The organism is Oceanobacter mangrovi, assembly GCF_019740315.1.
Taxonomy (GTDB): Bacteria; Pseudomonadota; Gammaproteobacteria; order Pseudomonadales; family Oceanobacteraceae; genus Oceanobacter; species Oceanobacter mangrovi.
This window is the reverse complement of record NZ_JAHXZR010000001.1, coordinates 883,725-906,352: the sequence shown is the minus strand read 5'-3', so window position 1 is coordinate 906,352 and position 22,628 is coordinate 883,725. Positions and strand designations below refer to the sequence as shown.

The 22,628-nt window shown below is 57.2% G+C and carries 18 protein-coding genes; 4 read left to right on the top strand and 14 right to left on the bottom strand.

The genetic code is table 11. The features are described from left to right. Positions 1-14: 14 nt before the first annotated feature. Together K6123_RS03950 and K6123_RS03945 are read left to right on the top strand one after the other, a co-directional pair. Positions 15-1,814, top strand: a complete 1,800-nt coding sequence (locus K6123_RS03950; RefSeq protein WP_221794301.1) for a LodA/GoxA family CTQ-dependent oxidase — start codon at positions 15-17, stop codon at positions 1,812-1,814. Continuing rightward, positions 1,807-2,940 carry a tryptophan 7-halogenase gene (locus K6123_RS03945; protein WP_221794299.1) on the top strand — a complete coding sequence of 378 codons (1,134 nt, stop codon included), beginning with the start codon at positions 1,807-1,809 and terminating at the stop codon, positions 2,938-2,940. The genes K6123_RS03950 and K6123_RS03945 overlap by 8 nt, the downstream gene beginning before the upstream one ends. A 148-nt stretch (positions 2,941-3,088) precedes the next feature. On the opposite strand, the gene K6123_RS03940 is transcribed toward K6123_RS03945, so the two are convergent. From K6123_RS03940 to K6123_RS03900, 9 genes are all read right to left on the bottom strand, one after another. Further along, the gene (locus K6123_RS03940) at positions 3,089-3,538 is read right to left on the bottom strand and encodes a PaaI family thioesterase (RefSeq protein ID WP_221794297.1); all 450 of its coding nucleotides are present in this window, start codon (positions 3,536-3,538) and stop codon (positions 3,089-3,091) included. Between the two features lie 240 nt (positions 3,539-3,778). After that, positions 3,779-4,792, bottom strand: coding sequence for a porin (locus tag K6123_RS03935; protein WP_221794295.1), 1,014 nt, complete (start codon positions 4,790-4,792; stop codon positions 3,779-3,781). Between the two features lie 177 nt (positions 4,793-4,969). After that, positions 4,970-6,652 carry a long-chain-fatty-acid--CoA ligase gene (locus K6123_RS03930; RefSeq protein ID WP_221794293.1) on the bottom strand — a complete coding sequence of 561 codons (1,683 nt, stop codon included), beginning with the start codon at positions 6,650-6,652 and terminating at the stop codon, positions 4,970-4,972. 11 nt (positions 6,653-6,663) lie between these two features. Continuing rightward, the gene (gene fadA / locus K6123_RS03925) at positions 6,664-7,848 is read right to left on the bottom strand and encodes an acetyl-CoA C-acyltransferase FadA (protein WP_221794291.1); all 1,185 of its coding nucleotides are present in this window, start codon (positions 7,846-7,848) and stop codon (positions 6,664-6,666) included. Between the two features lie 10 nt (positions 7,849-7,858). After that, on the bottom strand, positions 7,859-10,015 hold the full coding sequence (gene fadB, locus K6123_RS03920; protein WP_221794289.1) for a fatty acid oxidation complex subunit alpha FadB: 2,157 nt from the start codon (positions 10,013-10,015) through the stop codon (positions 7,859-7,861). 87 nt (positions 10,016-10,102) lie between these two features. Further along, positions 10,103-11,383, bottom strand: coding sequence for a TRAP transporter large permease (locus tag K6123_RS03915; protein WP_246624579.1), 1,281 nt, complete (start codon positions 11,381-11,383; stop codon positions 10,103-10,105). A gap of 1 nt (position 11,384) precedes the next feature. Then, positions 11,385-11,936 (bottom strand): TRAP transporter small permease, encoded by a 552-nt coding sequence (locus K6123_RS03910; protein WP_221794285.1) that lies wholly within the window; start codon positions 11,934-11,936, stop codon positions 11,385-11,387. 19 nt (positions 11,937-11,955) lie between these two features. Beyond that, the gene (locus tag K6123_RS03905; protein WP_221794283.1) at positions 11,956-13,077 is read right to left on the bottom strand and encodes a C4-dicarboxylate TRAP transporter substrate-binding protein; all 1,122 of its coding nucleotides are present in this window, start codon (positions 13,075-13,077) and stop codon (positions 11,956-11,958) included. Positions 13,078-13,206: 129 nt separating this feature from the next. Further along, a complete protein-coding gene (locus K6123_RS03900) occupies positions 13,207-14,991 on the bottom strand; it encodes an acyl-CoA dehydrogenase (protein ID WP_221794281.1) in 1,785 nt (594 codons plus the stop codon). Positions 14,992-15,159: 168 nt separating this feature from the next. On the opposite strand from K6123_RS03900, the gene K6123_RS03895 reads away from it, so the two are divergent. Together K6123_RS03895 and K6123_RS03890 are read left to right on the top strand one after the other, a co-directional pair. Further along, positions 15,160-16,329: a PAS domain-containing sensor histidine kinase gene (locus K6123_RS03895; RefSeq protein WP_221794279.1), complete on the top strand. Its 1,170-nt coding sequence runs from the start codon at positions 15,160-15,162 to the stop codon at positions 16,327-16,329. A 13-nt stretch (positions 16,330-16,342) separates the two neighbouring features. Further along, a complete protein-coding gene (locus K6123_RS03890) occupies positions 16,343-16,966 on the top strand; it encodes a response regulator (protein WP_221794277.1) in 624 nt (207 codons plus the stop codon). A gap of 9 nt (positions 16,967-16,975) precedes the next feature. Here K6123_RS03890 and surE read toward each other — a convergent pair whose 3' ends face one another. The 5 genes from surE to K6123_RS03865 all read right to left on the bottom strand — a co-directional run bounded on the left by surE (position 16,976) and on the right by K6123_RS03865 (position 22,589). Beyond that, complete coding sequence (gene surE, locus K6123_RS03885; protein ID WP_221794275.1) at positions 16,976-17,791, bottom strand: 5'/3'-nucleotidase SurE; 816 nt, start codon at positions 17,789-17,791, stop codon at positions 16,976-16,978. Continuing rightward, a complete protein-coding gene (locus K6123_RS03880) occupies positions 17,788-18,564 on the bottom strand; it encodes an SDR family NAD(P)-dependent oxidoreductase (RefSeq protein WP_246624578.1) in 777 nt (258 codons plus the stop codon). Before K6123_RS03880 ends, surE begins: the two co-directional genes overlap by 4 nt. A 146-nt stretch (positions 18,565-18,710) precedes the next feature. Next, positions 18,711-20,084 (bottom strand): 3-hydroxyacyl-CoA dehydrogenase, encoded by a 1,374-nt coding sequence (locus K6123_RS03875; RefSeq protein ID WP_221794271.1) that lies wholly within the window; start codon positions 20,082-20,084, stop codon positions 18,711-18,713. Positions 20,085-20,094: 10 nt separating this feature from the next. Then, entirely contained in the window at positions 20,095-21,390 is a 1,296-nt protein-coding gene (locus K6123_RS03870) for an acyl-CoA dehydrogenase family protein (RefSeq protein WP_221794269.1), read from the bottom strand. Between the two features lie 161 nt (positions 21,391-21,551). After that, positions 21,552-22,589, bottom strand: a complete 1,038-nt coding sequence (locus tag K6123_RS03865; RefSeq protein WP_221794268.1) for a phosphotransferase family protein — start codon at positions 22,587-22,589, stop codon at positions 21,552-21,554. Positions 22,590-22,628 lie beyond the last annotated feature (39 nt).

The following is a 22,628-nucleotide window of genomic DNA, read 5'->3' as shown; positions in this document are numbered from 1 at the left end:
GAAGGGAACTCACCATGTCTGATTACAAGATCTACCCACCGATTGGCATTGCCCGGGTCGGCAACGCCACCAGCAAGTTTTACATTGGTCCAGAAACTTACCGTGGCCTGCCCATCGACCCCGATACCAACCAGCCAATTACTGAAGACGGCTTCCGTGATGAGCAGGGACGTATGTGCCGTCAGGCAGCCCGCTTCCGTATCTACAAGGACGGCGAAGAAATCACGCTGGCGACGGCGAACGTCAAAGACATCCGCTGGACCGTTCACATGGCCAACAAAAAGGCCAGCTGGTATGAATTCGCTACCAACGAAGGGGAGCATGGTTACGCCAGTAATCACCCGCTGCGTAACGCCAAGGTCAGCGACCGTCACAGCCTGATTATTGATCCGGGCCCACGCCAGATCAGCGGCGCCAGCAGCAGCCCGGTGATGCTGGACAAATATACGGTTCCGGCAGGCTATCAGGGCGCCAACTTCCCTCCACCATTGTTATTCCCGACCACCGACAGCATCGACACGCTGGGGGAATTACACACCGACGGCAGCGGCCGCTTGCTGGTATTGGGCGGACTGGGTATTTCCGGCAGCGGCAAGGCCAACCACGGCATCCAGCAATACGCCAACAACGACGACTGGTGGGACGACACTGGCGATGGCCCGGTGTACGCCACCATTGAATGGCAGGATGGCTCCACCACCGAGGTCTCACCCGCCTGGGTATCGGTCGCACCACCGTCCTACGCCCCGGAAATTCCTAACCTGGTAACCCTCTGGGACACCATTTTCGACGGCGCAGTGCGTGAAGGCCGTTACCCCGAAATTTGCGAAAGTGGCTTTTGGAAACAAGGCGCCAGTGGCTATTTGCCCAACTTCCAGACCGAAATCAAACCCTTGCTGGAACGCGCCGCAACCTACACCTGGGTGGCAGCCATTCCACCACGTGCTCACAGCTACGACATCGACAGCCTCGGCATTCTGCCAACGCCACAGCAAGACCAGTACAAGGGTTTCCGCCAGTGGATTCTCGATATTCTGCGTCCACCCAGCAATGAAAACACCCTCATCTCCGGTGCCGGCCGCACCATGATGCCGTACCTGGCTGGTGATAACTGTCTGATCGACGGCACCCTTACCTCTGATTACCTGCGCCTGACCGACACTCAGTACTTCTTTATGCAGCAATGGGCCGAAGGCTATTTCACGAACGAAACCCCGGCCGCCGACGGGCCCGACCAGCTGACCCGCAATATTCTCGACAACTGTGTCGGCGGCGCTTTTTCGCCCGGTATTGAGCTGACCTGGATTTCCCGCAACCGCACCATCTACCAGCCTGCCGACCCGCTGCGCATCAATGCTGCGGCCCCCACCATGGGACCACTCAGCCTTGGCTTTACCCCGCAGGCGATGGAGCCCGGCGATTTGACCCGCTATATGGCGATTCCCTGGCAGGCCGACTTCAACGAGTGTTCGTCGCAACCGATTGGTGACCGGGTACTCTGGTGGTGGCCCGCCCAGCGGCCTGAGTTTGTTTATCTGCAACAGGCACCGGACTACAACAGCCGCTACGCCAAACTGGCCGCCAGCGGCTCGGATATTCCGACCCCGGACCGTGATACCCCCAACCAGCAACCCTGGATCGGTACCGGATTTGACCAGACCCGTGGTGACTTCATTGCCTTCGCCGACGATACCCAGATGGTTGAATACTGGTCACAGCTTGGTTTTGTGATGGGTAAGGATATCGACGGCGAACTGCGCTTTGTCGAAGTTGCCCGCACCCTGCCGCGGCCGTTTGTGCCAGCCGATGAGTGATTATGACGTTGTGATTGTCGGAGCCGGCCCCGCTGGCTGCGCCACTGCGCTGGCCCTGCAAGGGGCTGGCGTCGGGCGTATTCTGCTGATCGACAAACCCAAATCACACACAACTCCGGCAGGAGAATCAGCAGCTCCGGATGTAATCAGCAAATTGCAGCAATTGCAGCTGCCAACCAATCTGGCAGAACAAGGCCATCAACCCTGTCAGGCCAATGTGTCGCGCTGGGGGGGCCAGCGCCATGTTGATGATTTTCTGCACCGCGCCAGCGGTCAGGGCTGGCATCTCGACCGCCAGCAGTTTGATCTGCAACTGCGCTATACCGCCGCTGAACGCGGCGTTCATCTGCTGACCCCGGCAACCCTGCAAGGCCTCCAATGGCAACCAGATCAACAGACCTGGCAGCTGACCATCAACTATGGCGGCCAACAACAAACACTCAGCGGTGACTATCTGGTCGATGCCAGCGCCCGCAACAATACCGTCACCCGCTCACTGGCGGTCGAACGCAAGCGTATCGACAACCTTGCAGCGCTGGCCTGGACGATTGCGGATGGTGAACGTCTGGCCGGTTTGTCGATGGTCGAAGCCATTCCACAAGGATGGTGGTATGCCAGCTGTTTGCCGGATGGCAGAGGCCTGATTGCGCTGATGTCCGATGCCGATCTGATTCGGCGTTATGGTTGGCGAGAACCAACCGCGCTGGCGCGGCTGTGGCAAACCAGTGAGGAATTGCAGCAGTGGTTTCCGTCGATGCCTGCAGCCCGGATTCAGGCCACACCCTTGGCGGCTCAGGCAGGCTTTCTGCAACAGGCTGCCGGACCCGGCTGGATTGCTGTCGGTGATGCCCTGGCCTCCTTCGATCCGCTAACCTCGTCCGGTATCTCCAATGCCCTCGGCGATGCACTCGCGGCAGCGCCTGTGATTCAGGGCTGGCTGCAACAACGGGATTTACAACCGGCCGAACACTACGCAGAACGCGCGAACCGCGGCGTTTCCCGCTATCTGCAGCAATGGCTGCAGCAATATGGCCGGGAAAAGCGCTGGTCTGATCAACCCTTCTGGGCTCGTCGCCAGCTTAGCCAGAGCCAGCCGCTACACCAGCCAGCCATGCAACCAGGCTAGAGGAGACTGCTGTTTAAAGAACACAACCAGCGTCGGCCAACCCCGGGGTATCCGGCGCTATCACTATATTTATAGCGCCAGCCTGACAGGCTGTTGATTTTTGTTTTCGAGGCCGCAGTGGCAACGCAGATAGAAAATCAACGTCCTGTTAAAGATCAATCACCAGCAGTGGCGACTCTGCCGTCGCCAGCACCTTGCCTTCTGCATCTTCCAGCGAGGCTTCACAGAACATCACCTTGCGGCCGGGTTTTTTCACCTTGGCGCGCACAATCAGACGGCCACAAAAGGCCGGACGTAAAAACTGCAATTGCAGGTTAATGGTGGAGATAGACTGGCCTTCGGCCACCATGGTCAGGGCACTGAAGGCCAGCCCCATGTCCAACAGCATGCTCAATGAACCACCCTGCAACACCCCATTACCCTGGGTGTATTCATCACCCAGTTCAAATTGCAGCACCACTTCACCGCTGTGGGCCTCAACGATGTACTGCTTCAGCGTTTGGGTGATATTGGAGCCAGTGGCTGGCTGCATGGTCAGTTGTTCCTTGATGCATTTATCCAGTAAATGCCAGTCCGGGTTAATAAGGGGTTGTTCCATTTTCTGCGTTCCTGCTGTTGTTATTTGAATGTTCCGGAGTCGGTTGGCAGGACTGTATCACAGCCAACTTTTGTGTAACGGACGCTAGCCAAAAATTGTTGCACTACACAACAAAAAAGCCCGGGAGGAGAACCCCGGGCAAGGCAAATCACAAAAACATAGTGCTGTTTGATTCGGATTAGCAGCGGCGTGACCAGCCTGAAGAAGCCAATAGCTGGTTTGGTGCCATGCCGCTGATGATCAGAATCCTATGCTGATGCCCGCCAGAAAGTTGTTGATCGAATGTTCGTACTGGCCGCCTTCCACATACATGTAGGACTGGCTGCCGGTGGTGTATTTCAGCTTGGCCATCACGCCGCTGTTATCCAGCGCGTCATTTTTATGGTTCTTGTTGGCGTAGCCGAGTGAGGCCGTCAAGGTGTTGGTCAGCTCCATTTCACCGACCACCGCATAAGATTTGAAGTTACCGGACGGGTGCTTGTCGTTGTTCTCGAAAGTGGCGCCCAGCGAGAACGAGCCAAAGTCGTAACCGGCAGTGGCGGCACTACGGTTATAGGTTTCCGGCACCAGTTTGTCGCTGACCTGCACGTTACCAACACCGGCATTAAAGTCGCCTTTCTTGTAGACCACCCGCCATACCAGCGCATCGGCATCTTCGCCGTTGTAGTCATCAATCGTCAGTGCTGCGCCAATAAAACGGAAGCCACCACCAAATTCCGGTGAAATATAGGCGACAACGTCATTGGCCTGTTCAATTTGGGCAAAAATGGCATTCGGACCGGTTTTACCGTGCATGCGGTTATATTCGAACTTATCGACGTTGCCATACAGCTGTGCCCATTGGCCCGAAATAGTCCTTGGTGCCACCAGAAACAAACCATAATCGGTAATCACAAAGATCCGCGCAGTATGCACATCGACGTCGCCTTCGGAATTACCGTTATCGAGGTCAGAGGTTTCACCGGAGCTCCAGGTTTCGTTATTGGCATCAATACCGTTCAGCTCACCGGCGTAGTCGGCGACAAATTCGTATTTCAGTTTCAGGCCACTGTCGGTGGTGTACATGCCCTTGATGCCAAGATCGGCCTTGAATGCCCAGACATCATAGTCACGGGAACCGGCCTGCAGGATACCAACATTGAGTTTGCCGGTCAGTTCAGGGGCCTTGTTGGTTTCAGCCAGTGCCTGACCGCCGGAGCACAGGCCTGCCATCAGAACCGTTGCAGCCAGAATTTTCTTGTTATAACTCTTCATGATATAGCCTCATTTATTATTATCAGTTTCCATTCGCCAGCCTGCTGCAGGGCATATAATTCGTTGCCGTTATCAAACGCAGGCATGCAGTAACCCCCAACGACCTTTCGCTGTTTCAAATAATGTTTAAATCGCCGGAGTAAGGTTTTTTACAATCGGTTTTGCTGGTTTATCGGTTTATATTGCAATTGCTTCGCGGTTTTCGTCCTCCTGTACGGTACGCCAAAGTATTTTTCCACTCCCGGATTTGGGTAATGACTCGACAAAACTGATCGAACGGGGAATCTTGTAGGCCGCCATATGTTCACGGCTCCATTCGATTAAATCATCGGCGCAGATATCACCGTGGTTATCCGCCAGTACCACCATCGCCTTGACGGTTTCACCGCGTTTGGGATCTTTTTTTGCGACCACACAGACTTCCCGAATCGCCGGATGGCGATACAACACGGCTTCAACCTGGGTCGGCCAGACCTTGAAACCGGAAGCATTGATCATGCGTTTGAGGCGATCAACCACATACACATAACCCTGTTCATCCAGATAACCAAGGTCGCCGGTGCGCAGATAGGAGACGCCATCAATCAGCACAAAGCTTTCAGCATTGGCCTGCTCATCCTGCCAATAACCCTGCATCACCTGCGGCCCGGCAATCAGCAGTTCACCAATCTCGCCATCACGAACAGGCGTCAGTGTTTCGTGATCCACCACCTGCAGCAGGGTGTTGAAAACCGGAATTCCGGCACAACCTGCTTTAGGTGCCTGCGGCGGGTTGGCAGTGCCCGGACAGCAGGTCTCGGTCATGCCGTAACCTTCCATAAAGGTCACACCACAAAGCTCGTACAGTCGTTTGGCCACCGCTTCCGGCATGCTCGAACCACCACCAAACATCACCCGCAAGGACGACACATCGTACTGCTCAAAATCCGGCATATTGATCAGGTCAATCGCCATGGTTGGCACGGCTGGCCAGACCGTGACATGGAAGTTATGAATCGCATGGGCTGCCACTTCACGGTCCCAGCGCGGCACAATCACCAGCGTGCCGCCCTGGGCAATGGAGCTGTTCATACCCGCTTGCAGACCAACCACATGAAACATCGGCGCCACTGCCAGAATCACATCACCGCGTTTAATACCAAACCAGTCGTAGACCCCACGCAAACCATGCTGAACACTGATGTTGCTGTGTTTGCAGCCCTTCGGATTACCGGTCGAACCCGAGGTGTACGGCAGCATTACCAGATCGTCGAGTTCAACCTCAGTGATAGCAACCAACGGCGTCTCGCAGGCCAGCGCCTGCTGCCAGTGAACATAGTGGCTGTGCTGATCGAGATCCGCTGGCGCGCCCTGATTGAGAATAAAGTCCGGGATCGGCAGCTCGGTCGAAACCCGCAGGTAATCACGATATTCAATGCCCACCACCAGCACATCACGCCGATCCATCACACCAACAAAGGCGTGATGCAGCTCGTTGGCAGCAAACAGCACCCTGGCACCACTGTTGTCGAGCAGATATTGCAGCTCTTCCTCGACGTACATGGGGTTCATCGGTACGACTACGGCCCCCAGTCGCAGCGCGGCGTAGTAGGCAATCACATACTGCGGGCTGTTTTGCGAGAAAATGCCGACCCGATCGCCCTTGCCCACGCCAGCCTCCGTGGCCAGCCAGGTCGCCAGCAGGCACACATCCTGATGCAGCTGCTGGTAGGTGATGCAGGTTTCATAGAACACCATGGCAATGGCGTCCGGATCGGCTGCCACCGAGCGTTCCAGATTGCTGTAGACACTGTGGTCGGTCAGTTCGATATCGTGTGGCAGGCCCGGAGGCCAGACCGCAAAGTTCTTTTGGTAAGCCATGTCCCTGCCCCTTATTCCAGTCGCTCAAAGATGGTGCTGATGCCCTGCCCCATGCCGATACACATGGTCGCCAGACCAATCTGGCTGTTCTGTTGTTGCATCACATTCAGCAAGGTGGTGGAGATACGGGTGCCGGAGCAGCCGAACGGGTGTCCGAGAGCAATGGCACCGCCATTGAGGTTGACCTTGTGGTCCAGCTCGTCCATCAACTGCAGATCCTGCAGTACCGGAATGGCCTGGGCAGCAAAAGCCTCGTTCAGCTCAACGGCGTCGATATCCTTGATGGTCATACCGGCGCGCTTGAGCGCTTTCTGGGTGGCGGGCACCGGCCCATAACCCATCAGTGCCGCTTCACAACCGGCCACCGCCATCGACACGATGCGCGCCATCGGCTGCAAGCCAGCTGCACGCGCCGCCTTGCCCGACATCACCAGCATCGCCGAGGCGCCGTCGGCCATCGCCGAAGCCGTGCCCGCAGTAATGGTGCCGCGGCCCGGAATAAACACCGGCGGCAGTGCTGCCAGCCCTTCCAGTGAGGCATCGGCACGAATCACTTCATCCTGTTTGACGGCGATCAGTGTGCCGTCAGCGGCGTGGCCTTCCACCGCAATCAACTCACGCTGGTAACGGCCTTCGACGGTGGCGGCGTGCGCCAGCTGCTGCGACCGCACGCCAAACTCATCCTGCTGCTGACGGCTGACACCGTGTTTGCGGGCCAGTGCTTCGGCGGTCAGGCCCATGTTCATCGAATGACTGGAAATCGAGCGGCTCAACTGCGGGTTGATATCCATGCCATGAGTCATCGAGATATGCCCAATGTGCTCAACCCCACCAACAATAAAACTGTCGCCCAAGCCGGCCTTGATCGACGCCGCAGCGGTATGCAGGCCAGCCATCGACGAACCACACAGGCGGTTGACCGTCTGGGCGGCAATATCGGCTGGCAGATCGGCCAGAATCGCCACTCCCTTGGCGATGTTGAGTCCCTGTTCCAGCGTCTGGTTAACACAGCCCCAGATCAGATCCTCGACCCGGGCCGGATCGAAATTGGGGTTACGCGCCAGCAAGCCTTGCAGTAGCCGGGCTGACAGGGTGTCGGCCCGCACGTGGCGGTATACACCTTCGCGCGAACGTCCCATTGCAGTACGGGCGGCATCAATAATCACCACGTCCTGATCATCAAAATGCTTGTTCATATGCACCTCCTCAGTGAGCAGCGATAGCGTGGAAAGACTGGCCTGCGGCGGCCATCTGGCGCAGTCCGGCGGTCGGCTGATAGGCCATGCCGAGGCTTTGCCACTGGTCACAGCTGGCAACAAAATCCGCCAGCCCAAGGCTGTCGATATAGCCAAACACCCCGCCCAGATAGCGCGGGAAACCGACGCCGTTCACCAGTGCGATATCAACATCACCGGCACTGCTGGCTATGCCTTCCTCAAGGCAGCGCACGGCCTCCAGGCACATCGGAATCATCATCCGCTGGATAATCTGCTCGTCGCTGAGTTCACTGCTGGCGCTGATCACCCCTTGCAGCACGTCTCGCACCGCCGGGTCGGATTTTTTCTTCAGCTTGCCGCGCTTGTCGGTTTCATAGCGGTAATAGCCAGCACCACTTTTCTGACCCAGACGACCGGCTTCGAACAGCACATCTGTCGGCGTTTTAACCCCCGTCAGATAACGATCCGGGTAAGCTTTGGCGATCAGGCCTTCGGCGTGATGGCCAGTGTCCATGCCGACAATGTCCGCCAGGGTCGCCGGGCCCATCGGCCAGCCAAAGGCTTCCATCACCTTGTCGATGCGTTCGAAATCAACACCGTCCATCACCAGCCGGGCGAAGGCGTGTACATACGGCAGCAGAATCCGGTTGACCAGAAAACCGGCGCAGTCGCCGACCACCACGGGGACTTTCTGCATCGCCAGGGCATAGGAAACCGCCCGGTTAATCGCCAGTTCGGAGGTTTGTGGGCCGCGAATGATTTCGACCAGCGGCATCCGGTGCACCGGGTTAAAGAAATGCATACCACAGAAGTTTTGTGGCCGCGTCAGACCGGCAGCCAGTTCCGCCACCGTCAGGGTTGACGTGTTGGTCGCCAGTACGGCTTCGGCACCAACCTGCTGTTCCACTTCGGCCAGTACCGCTCGCTTGATCGCGGGGTTTTCGACCACGGCTTCAACCACCAGATCAGCTTGCTCAAAACTCTGGTAATCCAGCCGCGGCTGAATCCGCTGGCTGGTTTGCAGCGCTGCTTCCGGCGTCATTTTTTTGCGTTTGATCTGGCCAAGCATCAGCCGGTTGGCTTCTGCCATGCCGGTGTCGAGGGCGCTCTGGGCGATGTCCTTCATCACAATCGGCGTGCCGGTCGAGGCACTCTGATAGGCCACGCCACCACCCATGATGCCGGCTCCCAGCACTGCCGCCTGCTGTACTGGTTGTGCGTCTTTGGCGAGGTTGCGGTTGGTCTTTTTGAGCTGCTGATCACTGAGGAACAGGGTCACCAGATTGCGTGCCACCGTGCTTTTGGCGAGCGCAATAAAGTCGCGGCTTTCATGCGCCTGGGCTTCAGCCCGTGACAGCCGTACGCCTTGGCGAACCGACTCGATAATGCGGCGGGCAGCCGGGTAATGCTCACTGGTAGTCATGGCTACCATGCCGGTTGCGGTATCACAGGCCATCGTCAGTTCGGCTTCCGCCAGCGTCATGGCGCTGGTTTTCAGCTGACGTCGACGCTGGTAATCGAGCTCGCCATCTACCGCCTGTTGCAATACCCGCAGGGCCGCCGCTTCAAGCTGGTCATCGGCTGCAATCACGGCATCGGCGACACCCACCCGCAGGGCTTCAGCGGCTTTCATTGGCCGTCCCTGGGTCATCCAGTTGAGGGCGTTATCAACGCCGATCAGACGCGGCAGCCGCACGCTTCCACCCCAGCCTGGCAGAATGCCAAGATTGACTTCCGGCAGCCCCAGCCGGGCCTTGTCGCTGACAACCCGGAAGTCGGCACTGAGCGCCAGTTCCAGACCACCACCCAAAGCCTCACCGCGAATGGCCACAACGGTCGGCAGCGGCAGGTCTTCAATACGGTTGAAAATCTTATGTACGCTCATGCCGTAGTCGAAAATAGTGTCTTCGCGGGCGGCAAAGTTGTCGCAGAATTCAGTGATGTCGGCACCGGCCACAAAACCGGCCTTGGCACTGCAGATCAGCAGGCCACGCATACGATCCAGCGGCAGTTGTTCGATGGTCTGGCCCAGTGCCGCAATGGCCGCCTTGCTGAGCACATTCATACGGCTGTCAGTGGCATCCAGCACCAGCTGATAGAGGCCGTTTTCAATTTCCTCAAGGCGAACGAAGCTCTCCACATTCATCGGGTGGTTCTCCAGTTAAGTCGGGGAAAGACCCGTCACCGCAAGCGACGGGCATTCTTTAGCTCAAGACATAGCTCAAGATGAAGATCAGAAGTTCTGTTGGTAAATCAGCATCATCACCACCAGTAACAGGTCGGCCAGAATGAACGGCAGTACACCGGCAAAAATCTTCTCCAGCGAGGCGTAGTCCTTGGCGACGGAATGAATCACAAAGACGTTGAGCCCCACCGGCGGCGTGATCATGCCGATCTCCAGCAGCTTGGCCACCAGCAGGCCAAACCAGACCTTGTCGATGCCGTGCTCGGCTATTAAGGGCAGAAACAGTGGCAGGGTCAGCAACATGGCGCCAATAGGCTCCAGAAACATGCCAATCGCCAGATAGATAAAGGTGATTACCAGCAGAATGCCGAGCACACTGAAACCGTGGTCGTCGATCCAGTCGGCGACTTCAAACGACACCCCGGTGAGGGCAATCAAACGGGTAAACAGGCTGGCACCAATCGCCACCATAAACAGCGCGCCACTCGACAACAGGGTGTCCAGGCAGCTGTCGATAAAGCGTTGCCGGGTCAGCTCCTTGCGCACCAGCCCAATGACCATGGTGAAGAAAGCACCAATGGCACCGGCTTCGGTGGCGGTAAAAATGCCGCCAAACAGACCACCAAACACCACCACAATCAGCAACAGTACCGGCCAGATGTCCATGCTGGCATCGATCTTCTGTTTCAGGGTGGTACTTTCAACGCCGGGCAGACGATCCGGGTTACGCCACCAGGTCAGCCACACCACGCCGAAATACATCACCATCGACAGCAAGCCTAACGCCAGTCCACCCAGGAACAGGTCGTTGATCGACTCTTCCGCCTGGATGCCATAGATGATCAGCAGGATGCTGGGTGGAATCAGCGCGCCAATGGTGCCGCCAGCCGCAACCGCACCGGTGGCGGTCCGTACGTCATAGTTGAGGCGATGCATTTCCGGAATGGCGATACGGCCAATCGCTGCACTACAAGCCACCGACGAACCGGTCACCGCGGCGAAACCACTGGCGCCACCAATTGAGGAAATCGCCAGCCCGCCCGGCAACCAGCCGAGCCAGGCACGGGCCGCACTGAACAAGCCACGGGTCATGCCGGTATGGAAGGCGACATAGCCCATCAGCAGGAACATCGGCACCGAACTCAGCGTCCAGCTGGAAGCGAAGCTGTAGGGAATGTTGGAGATCATCGACAGCGCTGACTCAGCACCCACGATGGCTGCCATGCCCACCGCAGAAACCACCATCAGACTGACCGCAATTGGCACCCGCAGAATAATCAGGGTCATCACTCCCAGCAGGGCGACAAAACCTATCGTTACCGGTTCCATATCAATCCTCCATGTGGGCCAGGGTGACGCTGAGGGCATCAGCGTCGTGAGGGTGTTCCACCACCCGGCTGCTGAACAGTTCGCCGGTGGTGGTGACAACCCGCAGGCTTGCCACCAGTGCCATCAGCGCAAATGACAGCGGCAGAATCCAATAACTGGGCCAGGTGTAGAACATATCGACACCGGACTCGACGTAAGAGCCTTTTTCAGTGTGGCCAATGGCTTCCTGCAAGGTGCCCCAGGCCAACATGCTGTACACCGCCAGCGACAACAAAAAGCCGATCAGGGTGACCAACAGCTTGAGCCGGGCTGGCAGCCGGTCGGTAAAGATGGTGGCTTCCACATGGCGGTTGCGCAGTTCGGCATAAGCAATCGGCAAAAAGCTGACCGCTACCATGTAGTATTTGCTGACCAGCTCGGAGGTCGCTGGAAATCCCGCCCCCAGCAGACTGCGCATGGCCACATCAATCACGATCTGCAGCACCATCAGCACCAGAATCAGGGAACCGATACCAATGGTGAGACGGCCAACCCAGGTCTCAAGATGTTTCATTGTGTCACCCGTATTCCGCTTACAGACCGTACTGGCTCAGATCACGCTTGGCCCAGATTTCCCGGTAGCGCAGCTCGGCCAGCTCATCCTGAGTGGAAACACCGGCTACCAGACCGTTCCACTTTTCAACCAGGGCGATGTAACGATCGACCTTGGCCTGGGCATTTTTAACGCCGCGCTGTTCCAGTGTTTTGGCAACCGTAGCGAGGTGATCTTGCTTGAATTGTTCGGCCTTGGCCTTCAGAGACGGGTCCGGATCGATAAACTGGATACCGGCTTTCTTGCCTTCACGGGTCGCGTCTTCGAGGGTGTCACGCCAGCCATAAATACTGGCTACCTGGGCGTACTGGGCCGCATGGATCAGAGCGTGGCGCTCCTTGTCGTCCATTTTGCTCCACAGACGATTGCCGACATTGGGGAAAGCGGAGGCGTTGAAAACGCCCTGATGGATATTGGTGACGTATTTCACCACGTCGTAGAGACGGGCATTCTTGAGGTCGGCAGCGGAGCTGTAGGTACCCGCCAGCACGCCGGAAGACAGACCCTCGAAGATTTCTGAAGATGGCATCTGCACCGTTACGCCACCCATATCGGCAACAAAACGGGTAAATACTGAGCCGGCGGTACGAACGCGCATACCACTGAGGTCATCGCTGCTGTGTACTGCTTTGGTGGTCAACAACTCGTACGGCACCGTGGCATCACTGCCGGTGTAGACCTGGCCATTCTTCTTGAACTCGGCCTGACACTCGTCACAGGTGGCAATGTATTCAGTCACCGCCGAAGCAATCGCACGGTTGTCAGTACCAACAATCGACAGCTCGGCGACCAGCGCGCTTTCGGTATAGTCGGCGGCGAAATACGGCATGATGATGGTGCCCATTTCGGCGACACCATTTTTCAGCCCCTCATTCATTTCACCGATCGACAGCAGACCCGACGGGGTATCGCGGATTTTCCACTTGCCGTCGGTAAATTCTTCCAGCTTGTCAGACATTTTTGGATAGGCCGTGGTTGCCAGCACGTGGGCCGGACCAAAGCCACTGACGGCACGAATGGTTTTGGCGTTCACGGCTGGCGTCTGAGCCAATACCACGGCAGCCGTCAGGCCGGTAACCAGAGACAGAATTCCGGTTTTCATCGATGTCACCTTCTTGTAGTTAGCTTGTTATTTTTATTGCTCTGGTGCGCCTTTTATCAAAACGCACACGGGTACTACACCCTGGAGGGGACAGGGTCGGCCGGTTTACCCGGCCTATGCCAGCGGACTTCAGTCCGCCAGCAAATTCATATCCGGCAGGCTGGCATCCGGCGCCAGCCAGTTTTCAATCTGCTGCTGCAAGCCAGCCACTTCGGCCAGCGTGTAGCGACTGTAAAATTCAGCACTCTGCAGCCAGTCTTCCAGCTGACGTTCGGCATACTCCCCGGTGCCCTGCTGCTGGCGCGCAGCAATAGCGCAGCGACACAACAACCAGCCTCCGGCAACATGACCAAACAGCATCAGGAAAGGCACCGAAACAAACTGCGCCAGCGCCATATCACGGCCACAGCCCTTGATCATTCGCTGGCCACTATCTGCCAAACGTTCGACTGCCTGCTGCAGCCGCGACGCCAGCCCTGCCAGCCCAACGGCATTGAGGCCTGCCACGGTCGCCTGCATCTGTTCGATCAGCAGGCCAAAACTTTCGCCCTTGTCGCGGAACAGCTTGCGACCAATCAGGTCGTTGGCCTGAATGCCGGTGGTGCCTTCGTAGATCGGGCTGATACGGGCATCACGCCAGATTTGCGCCGCGCCGGTTTCCTCGACAAAGCCCATACCGCCGTGAATCTGGATGCCTAGCGAGGCCACTTCCACACCGGATTCCGTTGCCCAGGCCTTGAACACCGGAATCATCAATTCGATAAATTTCTGCTGTTGCTGCCGCACCAATGGATCAGCGTGGTTTTCATTCAGGTCCTGGGCTTCGGCAATCACCAGCGCCAGCGCCCGCATAGCCCGGGTGCGAGACTGCATCAACATCAGCATGCGCCGCACATCGGCATGATCGGCAATCGCCACGGCTTTGGCGGGATCGGCCAGACTGGCACCTTGCACCCGTTCGAAGGCATAGTTGCGCGCCAGTTGCAGTGCCGCTTCCGCCGACGCCACACCTTCAATACCAACGGCCAGCCGCGCCATGTTCATCATCACAAACATCGCCGCCAGGCCCTTATTTTCCTCACCGACCAGGTAACCAACCGCACCATCGTTGTCACCAAAGGACATCACCGCAGTTGGACTGGCGTGAATCCCCAGCTTGTGTTCCAGCGCCGCACAGACCAGATCATTACGCGGACCCAGCGAGCCATCGTCATTAACCAGAAATTTGGGCACCAGAAACAGCGAGATACCACGTACGCCAGCGGGAGCATCTGGCGTGCGCGCCAGTACCAGGTGAATGATGTTTTCGGCCATGTCATGTTCGCCGAATGAGATAAAGATCTTCTGACCTTTAATCCGATAGCTGCCATCGGTCTGCGGCATGGCTCGGGTGCGCAAGGCACCCACGTCGGAACCGGCCTGGGGCTCGGTCAGGTTCATGGTACCGGTCCATTCACCGGCAACCATTTTGGGCAGATAGGTTTGTTTCAATTCATCGCTGGCAGCGGCAAAGATGGCTTCGACCGCCCCCTGAGTCAGACCCGGACACATGGTGAAAGACTTGTTGGCCGAGCTGAACATCTCGGTCGCCAGCGAGCTCACCATCCACGGCAGTTGCTGGCCGCCAAACTGTTCCGGCAAGGCCATGTTATTCCAGCCATTGGCACACAGTTGCGCCCAGGCATCGGCGAATCCGGCGGGCGTTGTGACCACACCATCCTGCAGCTGCAAACCAGCGCGATCAGCCGTGGCATTGAGCGGCTCCAGTACCCCGGCAGCAAACTTGCCCGCTTCTTCCCAGATGGTCAGCGCCAGTTCAGCGGTCATCATTTCCGGATCACTGACCGCGGCCGGAAAGTCCACCAGCTCGTTCAGCAGGAAACGTAAATCTTGTAAGGGAGCCTGGTACGCCATGGTATGGAATCCGTGAATTGTTATTATGAATTCCACTCTAGCGAAGGCATTTTTTGGGGTCTGTAGGAATATTCTGATTCGATCGATTATTCACTCAACTGTTGACCTGAAAAACAAAAAAACACTAACCTGAGCAAAAGGCCAAACAACAAAAACAAGAGGCCCACCATGCGCTATACCCGTCAGCGGCTGCTGGAAAGCCGCATCATCAATGCTATTCCCTATCAGGTGTTGGTCGAGCAATCCCTAGTCGGTATCTATCTGATCCAGGATGGCATTCTCAAATACTGCAATAACCCGTTTGCAGAAATTACCGGTCACCGCCCCGAACAGCTGATAGGCAACCCGATTGCCGACGTGGTCGCACCGCACAGCATTGACCGGGTGCTGAACCATATTCAGCAACGTATCAGCCAGGGCAGCGGCAGCAGCATTCGCTATTTTAATCAGGCGGTTCACGTCGATGGCCATCTGGTCGACCTGGAAGTGCACGGTCGTTCGATCATGCATGAAGGCCGTCCGGCCATCGCCGGGGTTGCGGTGGACGTCACCCAGCGGCTGCAATACGAACGCGAGCTCAAGGATTCCCATCACCAGCTGCAACAAATGACCCGGCTGGCGATCAAGCTGCGAGAGCAACAGCGGGAGGACATGGCGCGAGATATTCACGATGAACTGGGCGGTTTGCTCACCTCCATCAAGCTCGACGCCAGCCGGATTCTGAATCATCCGACCTCCCCTGAAGTCGAGGAAATCGTTAACGATATTCTCTCGCTGGCCCAGGACAGCATTAACTTTGCCCGCTCCAAATCCGAGCAGCTCTATCCCGCCACACTCAAATATCTGGGCCTTGGCTGTACGCTGGAAAACCTGCTCAAACACTTCCAGCAACGCAGCGAGCTGGCTTGCCAGCTGTCGATCCAGAGCCAACTGCCCCGGCTGGTGGCTGAAGCCGAGCTGATGATTTACCGCATCGTGCAGGAATCGCTCACCAACGTTGCCCGCCATGCCAAAGCGACGGCCGTCAATGTGACCATCCGCTTGCAGGAGCAATCGCTGCGTGTCTGTATCAATGACAATGGCCGCGGCATTGAGCCCGAGAACTTCAACAAGGGATCACTGGGACTGCTGTTTATGCGCGAGCGAGCGGCTGACTTTGACGGTCAGGTCCACGTCTCCCGCTATAACAATCGCACCGATGGTTTTTCCTCTGATACTCTCGCTTCTGATGACTGGCCGACCAGCGAGCAGACCAGCGGCACCCGCGTGTGCCTCGAACTGCCATTAACCGAACAGCTGTTACAAGCGAACCAGCCGCCAGCGGATAAATCCGCCTGACAGGGAGTTTGTCATGAACCATCCACATGCCATTCTGCAAGTTGATGACCACACCATTTTCCGTAATGGCCTCAACAAACTGCTGGCAGACAGCGGCCGCTTTGCCATTCAGGCTGAAGCCGCCAATATCGAACAGGCGTGCGAACAACTGCAGCAGCATCACAACCTCGAACTGGTGATTCTCGATGTCAATCTGGCGGGTCAGAACTCCCTCGATCATCTGGTTGAACTGCGCAATATCCGCCCCGCCATTCCGGTACTGGTGATGTCGATGTACCCGGCCACCCAGTTTGCCCCGGCCGCCTACCGCGCCGGCGCCAACGCCTATCTCAGCAAAGATGCTTCCAGTGAAGAGTTGTTACAGGCGCTCGGCCATATCATTGACGGCCAGAATTGGCATATTCACCTGCCAGACGGCGAACAGCCACAAGGTTATCCCCATGAGATCCTGTCCGAACGGGAGCTGGCGATTCTGAAACATATCGCCAATGGCGATGCCCTCACGGATATCGGCAGCAAAATGTTCCTCAGTGTGAAAACCGTCAGCACTTACCGCAGCCGGATTCTTGAAAAGCTCGACATGACCAATAACGCCGAGCTGATCAAATACGCCCTGCAGCATGGCTTGGTGGTTTAAAAACCGAGATCAGCCAAACCGCTCAAACAACTGCGGATTAATGCCCGCCGTCAGTGGCCGCTCCAGAAATGAGATGGCGATGCTCTGCTGGCGCAGGGCATTTACATCGCTGTCAGGCTGCTGCACCTGGCGGTAGTTATGCTGGAACGACAGCCAATAATAATCCTGCTGCCGCTGGTCCTGGCGTTGCTCGACCCCGGCGCCAGTCAGGGATCGGCCATTGATGCTGGCGTTGCTGATGCCCGCTACCGCCGCCGCCGCGACCGACGGAAAGTTGATATTGGTCACCAGGCCTTCCGGCAACGGCTGCGACAACAGCTGGCGGATCAGCGGCACGGCATAACGGCCGCTAGTGTCCCAGTGAATGTTGTTGCGGTCCTTCCAGGCCTGGCTCAGTGCAATCGCCGGAATACCAAACAGGCTGGCGGTCGTAGCTGCTCCCAGCGTGCCGGAGAAGCCGACGGTATCAGCCATGTTGATGCCCAGGTTTATCCCGGACAGCAGTAAATCCGGTGGTTCCGGCATCAGTTGAAATGCGCCCATCAGCACGCAGTCCGACGGCGTACCACGTACAGCGAACTGGCGTTCAGCCAGTTGTTTGCAGCGAATCGGCTGATGCAATGACAGGCTTTGTGACGAACCACTTTGATCGGTCTCTGGTGCCACCAGCCAGACTTCCTCCGCCAGCTGGCCAGCCAGTTCCAGTAACAGCTGGATACCCGGCGCGTCATAACCATCGTCATTGGTGATCAGCAGCCGTTTTACCAGCGGGCCAGTATGGCTGTCGGCTTCCGCCAACAGCTGCATCAACTCCGGCTGCTTCATGCGCAGGTCACTCCGCCATCCACCGCCAGCGCGGTGCCGGTGACGTGACGGGACGCATCTGCAGCCAGAAAGACCGCCGGGCCCTGCAGGTCGGTTTCACTGCCGAAGCGTTTCAAGGGCACGCTTGGCAAGACCTTGTCGGCAATGCTTTCGAGCAATTTGGCCGACAATTTTGAATGGAAAAAGCCCGGACAGAGGGCGTTCACATTGATGTCGTATTTGCCCCATTCGCTGGCCAGTGCCTTGGTGAAATTGATCATCGCCGCTTTGGAGGTGTTATAGCTGATGGTGTTCATATCCAGCTCCGGCCGATTGCCAGCCAACCCGCCAATCGAAGCGATATTGATGATTTTGCCGTAGCGGTTGGGAATCATGCACTGACGGCCAATTTCGCGCGTTAACACAAACGGCGCGGTGATATTCAGCGTCATCACCTTGTTCCAGCCATCCAGCGGATGCTCTTCCATCGGTGCGCCCCAGCTGGTGCCAGCGTTGTTGACCAGAATATCGATGCGGCCAACCTCAGCTAACAGTTGTTCGACCATGCCTGGAATCGAGTCCAGATCCTGCAGGTCGCTGACCCAGCTGATAATCCGGCTGCTGTCGTTGCCAGCCAGCGGTAACAGTTCGGCTTTGGCTTCTGCCAGCTCGGCCGCCTTGCGGGCGGTAATCACAACCCGTGCGCCCTGTTTGAGGAAGCCTGCTGCAATTTGCTGCCCCAGCCCGCGCGAAGCGCCGGTAATCAGGGCGGTTTTGCCTGTCAGATCAAACATAGTGATACCCATGCTTATTGTTGGTATGTGGGTATCCCGCCCAGCGGCGCCACCCTGATGTCTGGCCCCTCAGTCAGTCATCAAGGCCGCCGTTGGCCGGGAAACACGCTGCCTGTCGCGTTGTTTATCGGTTGCTCCAACGACGATCAGGCTTCATTCATAAAGGCCACCCGGGCCAGCAGCGATCCACCGCGCTGGCCCTGTTTGACCAGCAAGTCATCCGGCTGCCAGAGACTTTTGCCATGGCTGGCGTAACGCTGATAGCCGCGCATTTCCCCGGCAACCTGGTTAAGCCCGAGCTGCTGGGCCAGAAACATGGGTCCGCCTGCACTGGCCGGAAAGCCGTAACCGTTAACAAACGCCAGGTCGATATCCACCGGCGCCTGGGCAAACCCTTCGCGCACAATGGCGCAGCCTTCGTTAACCAGCGCCAGAATACAGCGGCCGATGATTTCGTCCTTGCTGATCTGCCGACGATTCAGCCCCAGCTCGGTGGAGATTTGTTCTAACAGCTGTGCTGTTTCAGCACTGGGCACAGGTGTGCGGGAGCCGGGTTCGTAGTGATACCAGCCAGAGCCGGTTTTCTGGCCATAACGCCCCTGCTCACACAAGGCATCGCCAATGCTGGGCTGGATGATGTCGGGGTTCTTTTGAGCCCTCTGAACCCGCACGCCCCAGGGAATATCGTTGCCAACCATATCCAGCGCCCGCAGCGGCCCAATCGCCATGCCCCAACCTTCCAGTGCGGTATCGATCTGTTCCGGCGTCGCCCCTTCTTCGAGCAGGTACATGGCTTCCTGATGGAAGCGGTCAAACAAGCGATTGCCAATAAAGCCGTCACAGTTACCGGCGACCACAAACACCTTGCCGAGCGCCAGCGCCATGGCCTTGGTGAGCCCTAACACAGCTGCCGAGGTGACCTGTGCCGGTACGATTTCCAGCAGCCGGGTGATATGGGCCGGAATAAAAAAGTGTGTGCCGATCACCCGTTCGGAATGCTCCACCGCATTGGCAATGGCATCCAGATCGAGCGTCGAGGTATTGGTCGCCAGGATACAGTCCGGGCTCACCAGAGCCTCCAGCTGCTGCATGACCGACTGCTTCAGTTCGAGGATTTCCGGTACGGCTTCGACCACCAGTCCGGCCTCAGCAACCCCATCCATCACCCCGGCATAGCTGAAACGACTGGCCAGCCCGGCGGCTTGTTCATCAGTGAGCTTGCGCTTGTTTTGCTGGCCAGCGATATAACCGCTGATAAAGTCCTGCGCCGCCGCCAGCGAAGACTCGCTGGCATCGATCACCAACACCTGCTTGCCGAGTCGGGCCATGGCGATGGCAATACAACGGCCCATCGCACCAGCACCAACCACCGCCACCCGGGTGATGGCAGCAAATGCCGCCTGGTCAGCGGCGCTGACCTGGCGGGGCAGCTCGGCGATGGATTGTTGTTGCCAGCTGTCAGCATGACGCAGCGAGGCGGCGTCAGTGACCAGACTGCCACTTGAAGCGAGTTCGGTCATGATCGGCTCCTTACAAACCATAATCGAACGGCAGATCCAGCCGTGCGTCGCGTTCAGCCTCACGGCCAGGAGGGGTCAGGAAACGAGCCGCCTGACCATAGTTTTCCTTGGCTTTCTTGATCGCGCCGCGGGCAATCGAACGCAGGTGAACTTCGTCCGGGCCGTCAGCAATACGCAGTGCCCGTCCCATGGTCCAGAGTTCTGGCAGCGGCGTATCCGGCGACAGTCCCATGGCACCGAACACCTGCATGGCACGATCAACCACTTTCAGCTGCATCCGTGGGATCGCCACCTTGATCATGGCGATTTCGTTGCGGGCCAGCTTGGCACCACCCTGATCAATCAGCCAGGCCGCTTTCAAGACCAGCAAACGGGCCTGCTCGATTTCGTACATGGATTCGGCGATAAACTCGCGCACCACACCCTGTTCATGCAGGTACTGGCCAAAGGTCTTGCGTTCTAACGAGCGCTCGACCATCAGATCCAGCGCCAGCTGGGCCTGGCCAATGGAGCGCATGCAGTGGTGAATACGACCCGGCCCGAGCCGCGCCTGTGCCAGCGCAAAACCGGAACCTTCTTCGCCAAGCAGGTTGCTGGCCGGTACCCGCACGTTCTTGAACAGCAGTTCGCAATGGGTTTCATAGCTGTGGTGGTTCATCACCGACAGATCTCGAACAACCGTCAGACCCGGGGTGTTCATCGGCACCAGAATCATGCTCTGCTGGCTGTGCACGTCGGCATTCGGATCGGTTTTACCCATCACGATGGCGACCTTGCAGTTGGGGTTGAGCGCGCCGGTGATAAACCACTTGCGACCGTTGATGATGTAGTCGTCGCCATCACGCTGGATCAGAGTAGTGACGTTGGTGGCATCGGACGACGCCACGTCCGGTTCAGTCATGGCAAAACAGGAGCGGATCTCACCTTCCAGTAAGGGCTCCAGCCACTGCTTTTTCTGCTCTTCGGTGCCAAACATGTGCAGCAGCTCCATGTTGCCGGTGTCCGGTGCCGAGCAGTTGAACATTTCCGAGGCCCAAGTCAGCCTTCCCATGATTTCCGCCAGTGGCGCGTATTCCAGGTTGGTCAGTTTGGTGCCTGGTTCACCATCTTTCAGATGTGGCAAAAACAGGTTCCACAGACCTTCGGATTTGGCCAGCGCCTTCAGATCCTTGAAGAAGGAGATGTTGTAGCCGTTGTCATGGAATTCCTGCAGAAACTGCGCATTACGCGGAATCACGTGGTCGTCCATAAAGTTGCTGAGCTTGAAAGCCAGCTCCTGGGTGGTTTTGTTGTAGCCAAAATCCATATCTGATGTCCTGTTAGTGGATATCCGGCAGCAGGGTGCAAAAATCCCCTTCCGCCAAACGAAAGCTGTGATTATTTAAATTCGGTTTAACGGCTCTGGCTTAAAGCCAGAGCCACTTAAATCTGGGCTGCTTAAATCTGGTCTGCTTAGATCTGGGCTGCTTAAATTTGGTTATTGGCAACCTTCAGGCCAATGGCTGCAAATATTCGGTTCAGCTGGCTGATATCTATGCCTGGATGGGCATCGGCAGCGTCACCGCCACGGCTGATAACACCGTCAAAAATGACCGCCAGCCGGAAAAAGGAAAAAGCCAGGTAAAACGGATTAAAGTCGTTTGGCAAACTGCGGTTATCAAAATAGGCCTGCAGATATTCTTCGTAAGACGGGATGCCACACAGCTCGAAGTTTTGATCGAGAATGCCGTGGAATTCCGCGTCGGTGAATTTCCACACCATCAGGTTGTAGCCCAGGTCAGACATGGGGTGACCCAGTGTCGATAATTCCCAGTCCAGCACCGCCACCACTTCCGGCTTTTCCGGGTGAAACATCAGGTTGCCAAGGCGAAAATCACCATGAACGATGGTGGTGGTGTCTTCATCCGGCTGATTGGCGGCCAGCCATTGGCCCAGCTGTTCGATTTCTGGCACCGAGCTGTCGCTCTTTTCATACTGGCCGGTCCAGAGCCTGATCTGGCGAGAGATAAAGCCGCCTTCACGACCAAACCCTTCAAGCCCGACAGCGCGATAATCCACCTGATGCAGCTTTGCCAGCGTGGCATTCATGGCGGCGTAATACTGGCCGCGTTCTGCCGGGCTCATGTCCGGCAAGCGGTTGTCGTGCAGCACCCGCCCCTGTACCCGCTCCATGATGTAAAACGGCGTGCCGATCAGGCTGGCGTCTTCGCAATAATGGAGCATTTTCGGCACCGGCACTGCCGTGTTTTGCAATGCTTCCATCACCCGGTATTCGCGATCAACCGCGTGGGCGGACGGCAACAGATCACCCGCCGGTTTCTTGCGCAGCACATAGTCGGCGCTGGCGGAATATTTGAGGAAATAGGTCGGGTTGGAGAAGCCACCGGCAATCGGGGTTAACTCAGGCATGGTGCCCGCTGGGCCACAGTCCAGATGCTGCGACAGGTAGGCTGTCAAAGCCTGCAGATCAAACGGGTTGGCGAGCTTGTTATTGTTCTGACTCACAGCCGACTCCTGCTTGTTATTGGGTAGTCCTTCAGTTGA